The sequence below is a fragment of the Phenylobacterium sp. genome, assembly GCF_037189685.1.
Taxonomy (GTDB): domain Bacteria; phylum Pseudomonadota; class Alphaproteobacteria; order Caulobacterales; family Caulobacteraceae; genus Phenylobacterium.
On sequence record NZ_JBBCIT010000010.1, the window covers coordinates 278,984 to 289,568 of the forward strand.

The following is a 10,585-nucleotide window of genomic DNA, read 5'->3' on the forward strand; positions in this document are numbered from 1 at the left end:
CGGAAGCCGCCATCAATGATCTCAGGGTGGAGCTTGCAAGGGTCGCAGCACGCCAGGAGTCGCTTAAAGCTTCGTCGCAAAGAGCACAGACCGAAGGCCTCCCCGACCACTAGTCACTGTCCCGACGCAGGCCCAGTGTTGCCCCTTACCTCGACGGGATCATCACATCAGTCGCTGCCACTCGCCCCCCGCCGCCTTGGCTTCCAGAAGAGGGGATGACTACTAGGTCTCCACGAGCGCCATCACCTCGCTCTCCCACTGTTTCCACAGCCGCTTCGCTTCGGCCTTCGCCGGGCCCAGGGAGGCGTCCTTGACGTGGCCGAAGCCGCGGATCTGCTGGGGGACGCGGGCGATGCGGGCGGCGAGCGGCAGGCGCTCGGGCGTGAGGTCGGCCAGGAGGCGGTCGACGTCCCGCTCGAAGTCGGCGATCAGGCCGCGCTCCATCTTGCGCTCCGCGGTCAGGCCGAAGACGTCCAGGGGGCCGCCGCGCAGGCCCTTCAGCTTAGCCAGCGCCGGGAACGCCAGGTCCAGCATCCACGGGGAGAAGGCCATCTTCACGGGCTTGCCGTCCGGCCCCTTGCGGGCCAGCAGCGGGGGGGCCAGCCAGACCTTGGCCTTGCCGCCGGCGAAGGTCTCGGCGCGATAGGCGGCGAAGCGGCCATCGGTGTAGAGGCGCGCCACCTCGTATTCGTCCTTGTAGGCCATCAGCTTGTAGAGGCTGACCGCCACGGCGCGGGTCAGCTCGCTCGACCCAAGGGGGGCTTCAGCCGCGCGAACCTGCGCCACCTTCGCCAGGTAGCGGTCGGCGTAGGCCTTGTCCTGGTAGGCCGTGAGTTCCCTGGCGCGATGGGCGATCAGCTCGTCCAGGCCCATGGTCTCGGGCGTGGGGACGTCGTCCTCCCGCGGCCCCCGGGCAGAGGGATCATGGGCGGCCTTGCGGCCCAGCTCGAAGGCCTGGAGGTTGGCCTCGGCCTCGACGCCGTTCAGCCGGATGGCCCGGTAGAGCGCACGGCTGGAGACCGGGACCACGCCCTTCTGCCAGGCGAAGCCCAGCATGATCATGTTGGCGTAGATGGCGTCGCCCAGGCTGGTCTCGGCCAGGTGGCTGGCCGGCGCGGAGTCGTAGGTCTTCACGGCCGCGGCGATGCGCCGGCCCTGTTCGTCGGCGTCGAAGCGCACGTCGCGGTCGGTGACGAAGTCGGCCGTCGGCGCGAAGTCGGCGTTGCCCACCGCCACGGTCCGGTCCTTGGCGTAGAGCGCCAGCGCGTCGGCGCCGGCCGCCGAGAGCAGGTCGCAGGCGATCAGGACGTTGGCGCTGGCCGCCGGCACGCGGCCGCCCACCACCGTCGCCTCGGTCTCGCCGATGCGCACGTGGCTGAACACCGCCCCGCCCTTCTGGGCCAGGCCGGTCATGTCGACCACCGAGGCCGAGCGGCCGTCCACGTGGGCGGCCATGGCCAGGATAGAGGCCACGGTGGTCACGCCCGTGCCGCCCACGCCGGTGAAGACGATGTTGCGCACGCCCGACAGCGTCTCGAACGCCGGCAACGGGGTGGAGTCGGCGGTCAGCGCCGGCATGGCTTCGCGGTGGGCGTTCTCGGCGCCTTCGAGGGTGACGAACGAGGGGCAGAAGCCGTCCAGGCACGAATAGTCCTGGTTGCAGGTGGACTGGTTGATCTTCCGCTTGCGGCCGAATTCGGTGTTCAGCGGCTCGACCGAGACGCAGTTCGACTTCACCGAGCAGTCGCCGCAGCCCTCGCAGACCAGGGGATTGATCATCACCCGCATCGGGGCGGCGGCCATCTTGCCGCGCTTGCGCCGCCGGCGCTTCTCGGTGGCGCAGACCTGGTCGTAGATCAGCACGGTGACGCCGGGCGTCTCGCGGAGCTGGCGCTGGACCTTCATCAGGTCGCTGCGGGGGAAGACCTCGACGCCGGGGGCCAGGTCGCGCACGTCGGCGTAGCGTTCGGGCTCGGAGGCCACGACCACCACCTTCCGCACGCCTTCCGAGGCGAGCTGGCGGGTGATCTGAGGAACGGTGAAGCCGCTCTCGGCCGCCTGGCCGCCGGTCATGGCGACGGCGTCATTGAACAGCAGCTTGTAGGTCATGTTCGCCCCGGCCGCGACGGCGGCGCGGATCGCCAGCGAGCCCGAGTGGTTGTAGGTCCCATCGCCCAGGTTGACGAAGACGTGCGGCTCGTCGGTGAAGGGCGAGGCGCCCACCCACGACAGGCCCTCGCCGCCCATGTGGCTGTTCAGGTCGGTGGCGGGATCGCTGAAGCTGGCCATGTAGTGGCAGCCGATGCCGGCCAGCGCCCGGCTGCCCTCGGGCAGGCGGGTCGAGGAGTTGTGCGGGCAGCCCGAGCAGAAGAAGGGCTTGCGCTGCTGGTCGCTGGAGAGCGTGACCGCGGCCATCGAGGCGGCCGAGACCCGGTTCAGGTAGTCGTAGACGCCGTCCATGTGCGGGCCGGCTGGCAGGCGGTCGGCGATGGCCAGCGCGATCTCGGCCACCGACAGGCTGGTCAATTCGGAGAGGAGCGGCGCGCCCTTCTCGTCGGCCTTGCCCACGATCATGGGCCGGGCGTGGGCGGGCAGGTCGTAGAGCGCGGCGCGGGCCTGGGTCTCGATCAACGGGCGCTTGTGCTCGATCACCATCAGGGTCTCGAGGCCGGCCGCAAACGCACGCACCCCGACAGGTTCAAGAGGCCAGGGCATGCCGACCTTGTAGATGGCCACGCCCAGCCGGGCGGCCGCCTCGGTCGAAAGCCCCATGGCCGCGAGCGCCTCGATCACGTCCTTGTAGGCCTGGCCCTGGCAGACGATGCCCAGGCGGGGGCGCGAGGCGCCCAGCATCACCCGGTCGATCCGGTTGGCGCGGGCGAAGGCCAGGGCGGCCGGGATCTTCTGGGTGCGCAGCCGCCGCTCCTTGTCCAGCGGCTGGTCCTTGAGCCGGATGCCCAGGCCGCCGGCAGGGAGGCGGAAGCCCTCGGGCGCCGCGAAGCGATGACGGCTGAGGGAGACGTCGATGGTCGCGCCCGAGTCCATGGTGTCGGCCAGCGCGATCATGCCCACCCAGAGCCCCGAGAAGCGGCTCAGCGCATAGCCCAGCAGGCCGTAGTCCAGCACCTCCTGCACGTCGGCCGGCGACAGCACCGGCATCTCGAAGTCCTGGAAGGCGTATTCCGACTGCGACGGCAGGGTCGAGGACTTGCAGTTGTGGTCGTCGCCGGCCACCGCCAGCACGCCGCCCTTGGGCCAGATCCCGGCGAAGTTGGCGTGCTTGAAGACGTCGCCGGTGCGGTCCACGCCCGGCGCCTTGCCGTACCACATGCCGAAGACGCCGTCGTACCGCGCGCCGGGGAACAGGTTCGCCTGCTGGCTGCCCCAGACGGCGGTCGCGGCCAGGTCCTCGTTCAGGCCCTCCTTGAAGACGACTTCCGCGTCCTTCAGGAACCGGCTTGCCCGATGCGCCTGCTGGTCCAGCCCGCCCAGGGGCGAACCCCGATACCCTGACACGAAACCCGCCGTGTTCAGGCCCGCGGCCCGGTCCAGCCGGCGCTGGTCCATCAGGACGCGCAGGAGAGTCTGGACGCCGGTGATGAAGACTCGACCGTCCGTGAGCAGAAATTTGTCGTCGAGCGTCACATCCTGGTGCCGCATCGCAATTTTTTTCCTTTCGGGCCTCCCCTAACGCCCTGCACGATCATATAAGAGCGCCGCAATTGCTTGCCAAAAGCATGCCCCCCGGAAGTGGTTCCGGGGCAAGAACGATATGCTCTCGTGACGTGAGGCGGAGGAAAAGTTGTCTGAAGCTCTCGACGCAGTGGATGCCAAGATCCTCGATCTCATCCAGCATGACGCCGGGCTGTCCGTCGCCGAGATCGCCGACCGTGTGGGACTGTCCTCGTCACCCTGCTGGCGACGCATCAAGCGGCTGGAGGATGCAGGCGTCATCCAGCGCCGCGTGACCATCCTTGACCGCGAGCGTCTCGGTCTGGGTTTCGAGGTCTACTGCACCGTCAAGCTCAGCCTGCCGACCAAGGACAACCTGGAAGCCTTCGAGACGGCCATCGGCAAGCTGCCCGAGGTTGTCCAGTGCGCGACCGTCACCGGGGCCTGCGACTACGAGCTGCGGATCGTCACCCGCGACATGCACGCCTTCGACGACTTCCTCCGCGACCGGATCCTGTCGCTGGGGCTGGTCTCGAACATCGAGAGCCGCATCGTCATCCGCTCGGTCAAGAACACCACGGCCGCGCCCCTGGGCCTCGTCAGCCCCTATGTCAGCGCCCAGGGCTAGCGTCGCCGCCGCACTGTTCCTGACTGCGACCGCGGCGCTTGCGGCCGAACCCGCGGTCGAGGTCCTGGCCACGGACGAACGTCGCGACCTCCTGATCGAAGGCGTCGCGCACCACCACGGCCAATGGTTCGTGAGCGCGGTGGCCGCCCGCACCATCTTCCGCATCGAGGACGGCCGGCTGACGCCGTTCCTGCAACACGATCCGGTGACCGGCGGACTGTTCGGCCTGGCCGTGGACGCGCGGCGGGGCGTGCTCTGGGCCGCGGAGGCCTGGGGCGACGGCCTGCCCGGCGGGTCGGGCGAGAAGCGCACGGGCCTGCTGGAGGTCTCCCTGACCGACGGGCGCATCCTGGCCCGCCATCCAGCCCCCGCGCCGGCGACGACCTTCGGCGACGTGGTGATCGATCCCGCGGGCGCGGTCTATGCCTCGGACAGCGCCACCGGCGCCGTCTGGGTCCTCGCCCCCGGCGGCGCGGCGCCCCGGTTGGTCGGCAAGCCCGAGGGCGCGACCTCGGCGCAGGGCATGATCCTGTGCCCGCTGGACGCCATGATCGTGTCCGACTACCGCACCGGCCTGCACCGCCTGGACCTGGCCGCCGGGACCAGCCGGCCCGTGAAGGCCGGGGGCCGGATCGCCGGGCTCGATGGACTGGTCACCCTTGGCCTGCGCGACACGCTGGACGTCGTGGCCACCTACAACGGCCGCGAGCCGTATCGCCTGCTGCGCCTCCGCATCAGCGCCGACTGCGAGCGGCTGGAGGCGGTGGAGAGCGTACTGGCCGGCGAGGCCCTGCCCGATCCCGCCCTCGCCGCCGCGGCGCCCGGCGGCCTCGCCGTGGTCACCCGCAGCCAGTGGGCGGGCTGGACCGCCGAGGGCGTGCGTAGCGGCTCCGATCCCGGCGCGGCCACGGTTGCGTTCGTGAGGTTGGCGCCGCTCAATCCCTGACAGCCCGCACGCTGCGAAGGAGCCGACCCATGATCGAACTCGTCATCGACCAGCGTCGCAAGGACCTCGGCGGGTTCGAGGTCGGACGCGTCCTGCCCTATGCGAAGCGGCGGATGGTGGGGCCGTTCGTCTTCTTCGACCATATGGGGCCGGTGGACTTCCAGGCCGGGTTCGACCGCAAGGTCGACGTGCGCCCTCACCCGCACATCGGGCTGTCGACCGTGACCTACCTCTTCGACGGCGAGATCACCCACCGCGACAGCGTGGGCGCGATCCAGGCGATCCATCCCGGCGAGGTGAACTGGATGACCGCCGGGCGCGGGATCACCCATTCCGAACGGTTCGAGACCCTGCGGGCGCAAGGCGGCAAGATGCACGGCATCCAGGCCTGGGTCGCGCTGCCCGACGCGTTGGAGGAGACCGACCCCGCCTTCGCCAACCACGGCCCGGCCGACCTGCCCACCTTCGAGACCCAGGACGGCAAGCTGTGGGCGCGGCTGGTGGCGGGCAAGGGCTGGGGCGCCGAGGCCCGGGTGGCGACCCGGTCGCCCATGTTCTACTGCCACTGGCGCCTGAAGGCCGGCGGCCAGGGCGAACTGCCGGCAGAGTATCCCGAACGAGCCGCCTATGTGGCCGAGGGCGAGGTGGAGGCCGCGGGCCGGGTCCTGCGCGCCGGCCAGATGGCGGTGTTCGCGGCCGGCGAGCCGGTGCTGTTCACGGCCACAACCGACGCCATCGTCATGCTGCTGGGCGGCGAGCCGGTGGGGCCGCGCTTCATCGAGTGGAACTTCGTCTCCTCGTCGAAGGAGCGGATCGAGCAGGCCAAGGCCGACTGGCGCGCCGGCCGCATGAAGCTGCCCGACGCCGACGACCAGGAATTCATCCCCCTGCCCGAGCCGCCGCCTCCGGCCAATCCGATGAGCTGACCTAGTCCGCCAGGGCCCTATTCCGCGAGCGCCTTCCGGGTCTGCTCCCAGTACTGGAAGCCGGTGATCAGGGTGACCAGGGTGGCCGCCCACAGCAGGCCGTGGGCCACCCACTCGAAGCCGGCGCGCAGCGGCGTGCCGTCCGGCAGGCTGAAGGCGCCCCAGGCGGCCACGATCAGTTCGAAGGTGAGCGCGGTGAGCTGGAGCGTGGTCTTCCACTTCGCCAGCAGGGTGACCGGCAGCTTCACGCCCTTGCCCGCCCCCACTTCGCGCAGGGCGCTGACCGTGAACTCGCGGAACAGGATCAGGCCGGCGGGCAGCACGACCATCGGCTGCGGACCCAGGCTCATCAGGCCGAGGATGGCCCCGCAGACCAGCACCTTGTCGCCGATCGGGTCGAGGATGGCGCCCCACACGCTCTCGGCCTTCAGCTTGCGCGCCAGCCAGCCGTCGAAGAAGTCGGTCACCGCCGCCAGCACGAAGGCGTACACCGCCCATCGCTGCAGCGCGAACTGGGCTTCGGGCGTCAGCCGGTTCGACCAGTACGGCACGGCGCCGGCCGCCGCCGCGAAGGCCACGAACATGAACAGCGCCATGACCAGGCGCGATCCGGTGAGGATGTTGGGCAGAGACTTCATCGTAAGGCGGTGAGCGTCCAAGCTTGAGCTGGGTTCCGAACTTAGCTGCTTCGCGGCGCTCAGGGGACTGCGAACGCACGCAATTGCGCAGCGATGCGCCCGCGGACGCCTGTCCCTTGCGCGTCGTGGGTCCGAGCGCGCGGTTGATCGACGATTTCCGCAGGACTTTCAAACGACAAGGCAGGACGGCATGGCGGCCGAAAGGCCGGCGGCGCTGGACCCTGCCGTCTTCGCCCGGCATGCTCGGCCCGCTGGCGGGAATCAGGATCGTCCCGTCGGCGCCTTCCCTGCATCCGTTCCCCTGGGGGTCATGACGAAGCCGGCGACTCTGGAATTCGACGAGTTGGACGGCGTGTCGCCCGCGCGGCAGCAGCGCAGCCGGATCGCCCAGGAACGGCTGCTGGAGGCGGCCGAGGCCACCTTCGCGAGCCGCGGCTACCACAACGCGCATGTCACCGAGATCGCGGCGGCGGCCGGCTATTCCATCGGCGCCTTCTACCTGAGATTCCGCGACAAGGATTCGGTGTTCCGGGCGCTGCGGCGGCGCTTCGCCATTCGCGGACGTGAGAACATCGAGGCGTTCTTCGCCCTCCCGCGGTGGGCCGAAGAGCCGCCGTCGCAACTGGTCCGGGCCTATGTGACCGCCACGGTGCGGACGATGACGCGCAACGCCGGCTTCTTCCGCGCCCTCTACCAGCGCAGCCTGGACGGCGAGGCCACCGAGGACTGGCCCGAGCTTCGGATGGCTTCGCGGCTGGCCGCCGAGCGCCTCGCCGCCTTCCTGCGGACGCGGGCGCCGGAGGTGGACCGGCCCGACCTGGAGCCGTTCTGCACCGTCTGCCTGAGCGCCGTGGAGGGCGCCGTCATCCACCGCCTGCTGAACGTCAGCATCAGCAGCGAGATCGACAACGCGTTCTTCCTGAAGTCGCTGACGCTCATGGCGACGGCGACGCTCGGGCTCCCCCCCGCCGAGGATACGCGCGCGCGGGCGTGATTGACCCGCGCCATGCCGGCCCATATAGGAATCAGAATTCTGGTTCTGAAAAAATAGGAGGACGCCGTGGCCGATCATCTTCTGGAATCCTTCGCCGACGGGGTCGCCACCCTGACGATGAACCGCCCCGAGGCGCGCAACGCCCTCACGAACGAGATGATCCAGGGTCTGTCCGAGGCGCTGCCCCGGCTGGCGGCCGACCCCAAGGTGCGGGCCGTCGTGCTGACGGGCGCAGGCGGCGCCTTCTGCGCCGGGGGCGACGTGAAGGGCTTCGCCGCAGCGGCCGGGAGCGGCGACGCGGCGGCCGAGGCCCCCGGCATGGAACAGAAGGTGGCCGGCCTGCGCGCCAGCATGGAGTCCGTGCGCTGGCTGCATGAGATGCCCAAGCCCACCCTGGCGGTGATCCCCGGCGCGGCGGCGGGCGCGGGCCTGTCGCTGGCCCTGGCCTGCGACCTGCGGATCTGCGCCGACACCGCCAAGCTGACCACCGCGTTCTCGAAGGTCGGCGTGTCGGGGGACTTCGGCGGCTCGTACTTCCTGAGCCACCTGCTGGGCGCGGCCAAGGCGCGCGAGCTGTACTTCAGCGCCGACGTCATCACCGGCCAGCAGGCGGCGGCCCTGGGCGTCGTCAACCGCTCGGTCCCGGCGGCCGAACTGCCGGCGGCGGCGGCGGCCTATGCCGCGCAACTGGCCGGCCTGCCCACGATCGCTGTCGGCTACATGAAGCGCAACCTCAACGCCGCCGCCCACGCCACCCTCCCCGAGCTCCTGGACCTGGAGGCGATGCACATGGTGCGCACCATGATGACCGACGACCACAAGGCCGCCTCGCTGGCCTTCGTCGAGAAGCGCGCGCCGGTCTTCACGGGACGCTGAGGGCGACGGCGGCGACGCCGCCGGGCCAGGGAGGGGATCATGGCGGATTCGGACGCGTCCGCAGAGACGCATGGGGAAGACGCGCCGGGAAGGGCGCCCGACGTGAAGGGAACGGTGGTCAAGGGCGCCTACGGCGCGCTCGCCGTCCTCTTCCTGATCAATGTGGTCAATTACACCGACCGCCAGATCCTCTCGATCCTGATGGAGCCGATCCGGCAGGACCTCGGCCTCAACGACACCCAGCTCGGCCTGCTCTCGGGGCTGGCCTTCGCCCTCTTCTACGCGGTGATGGGCATTCCGATCGCGCGGGCCGCCGACCGGTTCTCGCGCCGGAACATCATCGCCCTTTCGCTGTTCGCGTGGAGCGGCCTGACCGCGCTCTGCGGCTTCGCGCAGTCGTTCGGACAGCTCATGCTGGCCCGGATCGGCGTCGCCGTCGGCGAGGCGGGCAGCGCGCCGCCGTCGCATTCCATCCTCGCCGACCTGTTCCCGCACGGCCGCCGCAGCACCGCCCTGGCGGTGCTGTCCGCCGGCGCGCCCCTGGGCGTGCTGTTCGGCCTGGCGATCGGCGGGATCGTGAACGAACTCTTCAACTGGCGGGTGGCCTTCATCGTGGCGGGCGCTCCCGGGCTGGTCCTGATGGTCGTGCTGCTTCTCTTCGTCCGCGAACCCGCCCGGGAAGGGGCGGGAGAGGCGTCGGCGGAGGCCGCCCGCGGCGCCGCCTCGACCCTGAGCGTGCTGGGCCGGCTCTGGGCCATCCCCTCGTTCCGGGCCCTGTCGTACGCCGCCGCGCTCCAGGCCTTCACCGCCTATGGCGTGACCCAGTGGGCGCCGACCTTCTTCATCCGCACGTTCGGCGTCGGCACGGCGCAGTTGGGCCTGTCGCTGGGCCTGATGGGCGGGCTGGCCGCCGCGGTCGGGACGATCGTCTTCGGCAACCTCGCCGACCGGCTGGGCCGACGCGATCCCCGCTGGTTCGCCTGGCTCCCGGCCCTGACGGTCGCGCTGTGCGTGCCCTTCAACGCCGCCGTCTTCTTCGCGCCCAGCTTCCCGCTGGCGCTGGCCGCCCTGGTGATCCCGAGCCTGCTCTCCAACGCCTTCGCCGCCCCCACCTACGCCACGATCCAGTCGATCGTCCCCCCGCAGATGCGCTCGACCGCCTCGGCCTTCCTGCTGCTCATCATGTCGGTGATCGGCATGGGGCTGGGCCCCCAGGCGATCGGCCTGCTCAGCGACGCCTTCAAGGCGACGGCGGGCGCGGACTCCCTGCGCTGGGCGATGACCGCGCTGCTGGTGGTCCAGGCCGCGGCCGCCTGGCGCTTCCTCGCGGCCGCCCGCAACCTCGGGACCGATCTGGAGAAGGCCGGCGTCCGCTAAGGCGCGGGTCCGCCGGCGCCGGAACGCCGGTGAGGTCACGAGGCCGCGCCCTCTCCGTGGACGAGGGGAAGGGGCTCATCCGGGTTGGTGGGCGCGCGTCGTGCGAGGGCTCTGCCTATACGGGCGACGCCGGGGGCTGTGGGCGCTGTGCCTGTTTGGAACCACGGAAAACACAGAAGACACGAAAGGGGCCGTGGCTCCTGAGGCTCCGCGTGAGCGGAGGCTCGGTCGTGGAATCGCGGGCTTTCCGCGATTGTTTCCATGCGGGGGCGCCGCTTCGCGGCCTGTCGGAGCCGGACGCCCTTTCGTGTCCTTTCGTGGTTTTCGTGGTCCGAAGACGGCGGTTCGCGCCGCTCCGGCGTCGCCGGGAGAGCCCTGTCAGCTCGCGTTGAAGGGGTGGTCCGGGACCATGCGCCTGGGCCAGTGGGCGAAGGGGTCGGGGCTGGGGGGTGAGGCCGGCTCGTGCTTCGCAGGGTCCACGGATGCACACGGAGACACACGGATGGGAGCGTCGGCGTCATCCGTGTG

General features: G+C 70.5%; 8 protein-coding genes. 6 read left to right on the forward strand and 2 right to left on the reverse strand.

Annotation, left to right across the window (positions count from 1 at the left end; translation table 11 throughout):
* Positions 1-222: 222 nt before the first annotated feature.
* Complete coding sequence (locus WG212_RS07405) at positions 223-3,660, reverse strand: indolepyruvate ferredoxin oxidoreductase family protein (protein WP_337186439.1); 3,438 nt, start codon at positions 3,658-3,660, stop codon at positions 223-225.
* Positions 3,661-3,802: 142 nt separating this feature from the next.
* Here WG212_RS07405 and WG212_RS07410 point away from each other — a divergent pair, with 142 nt between their 5' ends.
* Genes WG212_RS07410 through WG212_RS07420 form a run of 3 tightly spaced genes read left to right on the forward strand, consistent with a single transcriptional unit; the run spans position 3,803 to position 6,172 of the window.
* Positions 3,803-4,300 (forward strand): Lrp/AsnC family transcriptional regulator, encoded by a 498-nt coding sequence (locus WG212_RS07410; protein ID WP_293382937.1) that lies wholly within the window; start codon positions 3,803-3,805, stop codon positions 4,298-4,300.
* Positions 4,281-5,246, forward strand: a complete 966-nt coding sequence (locus WG212_RS07415) for a hypothetical protein (protein WP_337186440.1) — start codon at positions 4,281-4,283, stop codon at positions 5,244-5,246. The genes WG212_RS07410 and WG212_RS07415 overlap by 20 nt, the downstream gene beginning before the upstream one ends.
* Positions 5,247-5,275: 29 nt before the next feature.
* A complete protein-coding gene (locus WG212_RS07420) occupies positions 5,276-6,172 on the forward strand; it encodes a pirin family protein (RefSeq protein ID WP_337186441.1) in 897 nt (298 codons plus the stop codon).
* Between the two features lie 17 nt (positions 6,173-6,189).
* On the opposite strand, the gene pgsA is transcribed toward WG212_RS07420, so the two are convergent.
* Positions 6,190-6,810, reverse strand: a complete 621-nt coding sequence (gene pgsA, locus WG212_RS07425; protein WP_337186442.1) for a CDP-diacylglycerol--glycerol-3-phosphate 3-phosphatidyltransferase — start codon at positions 6,808-6,810, stop codon at positions 6,190-6,192.
* Between the two features lie 310 nt (positions 6,811-7,120).
* Here pgsA and WG212_RS07430 point away from each other — a divergent pair, with 310 nt between their 5' ends.
* The 3 genes from WG212_RS07430 (at position 7,121) to WG212_RS07440 (ending at position 10,057) form a co-directional block, all read left to right on the forward strand.
* On the forward strand, positions 7,121-7,804 hold the full coding sequence (locus WG212_RS07430) for a TetR/AcrR family transcriptional regulator (protein ID WP_337186443.1): 684 nt from the start codon (positions 7,121-7,123) through the stop codon (positions 7,802-7,804).
* 66 nt (positions 7,805-7,870) lie between these two features.
* Positions 7,871-8,680: an enoyl-CoA hydratase-related protein gene (locus tag WG212_RS07435; protein ID WP_337186444.1), complete on the forward strand. Its 810-nt coding sequence runs from the start codon at positions 7,871-7,873 to the stop codon at positions 8,678-8,680.
* 39 nt (positions 8,681-8,719) lie between these two features.
* A complete protein-coding gene (locus WG212_RS07440) occupies positions 8,720-10,057 on the forward strand; it encodes an MFS transporter (protein ID WP_337186445.1) in 1,338 nt (445 codons plus the stop codon).
* Positions 10,058-10,585 lie beyond the last annotated feature (528 nt).